This is a genomic window from Mesorhizobium sp. M2A.F.Ca.ET.037.01.1.1, assembly GCF_003998075.1.
GTDB lineage: Bacteria > Pseudomonadota > Alphaproteobacteria > Rhizobiales > Rhizobiaceae > Mesorhizobium.
In genome coordinates this window covers 1-694 of record NZ_RZSA01001639.1, presented here as the reverse complement: position 1 = coordinate 694, position 694 = coordinate 1, and the positions used below count along the sequence as shown (strand labels likewise).

General features: G+C 65.6%; 1 pseudogene. It reads right to left on the bottom strand.

What is annotated here, in order from left to right:
- Nucleotides 1–592, bottom strand: a pseudogene (locus tag EOA27_RS38910) (FtsX-like permease family protein); the annotation flags it as partial.
- Nucleotides 593–694: the final 102 nt, after the last annotated feature.

Sequence of the window (694 nt, the reverse complement as noted above, 5' to 3'; positions counted from 1 at the left end):
GCGACAGTCCGATCAGGATGCCGATAATGCCGCCGAGCAGCGACAGCACCGTCGCCTCGACCAGGAACTGGATGAGGATGTGTTTTTCGTGCGCGCCTATGGCCAGCCTGATGCCGATCTCGCGCGTCCGCTCGGTGACCGAGACCAGCATGATGTTCATGATGCCGATGCCGCCGACCAGGAGGCTGACACCGGCGACGGCGCCCAGCATGCCGGTCATGGTGGTCGTGGCGCTGGTCATGGCGTCGGCGATCTGGGTCATATCGCGGATGGCGAAATCGGGATCGCGGTCCGGCGTGATGCGGCGCATGTCGCGCAAAATGTCCTCGACGCGCGGCTGCAACTCGCTGGTCGGGGTGCGGTCGTCGGCGGCGATGTAGATGTTGTCGATGTCGCGGTTGCCGGCGATGCGCCGCTGATAGGCGTGCAGCGGCATCAGCACGACATTGTCCTGGTCCTGGCCGAAGCCGGTATAGCCCTTGGGCTCGAGCAGGCCGATGATCTTGCAGGAGGTGCGGTTGACGCGGATGATCTCGCCCTCCGGATCGCCGGCGCCGAAGAATTGCTGGCGCACCGTCTCGCCGATCAGGCACGCACCGGTGCCGGCGCGCGCGCCATCTCGCCTGCTTCGCAGAAACAGGTCCGCATCATCTTCGGCACTGAAAGCCTGACCTCGGGAGTCACCGGCACGGAC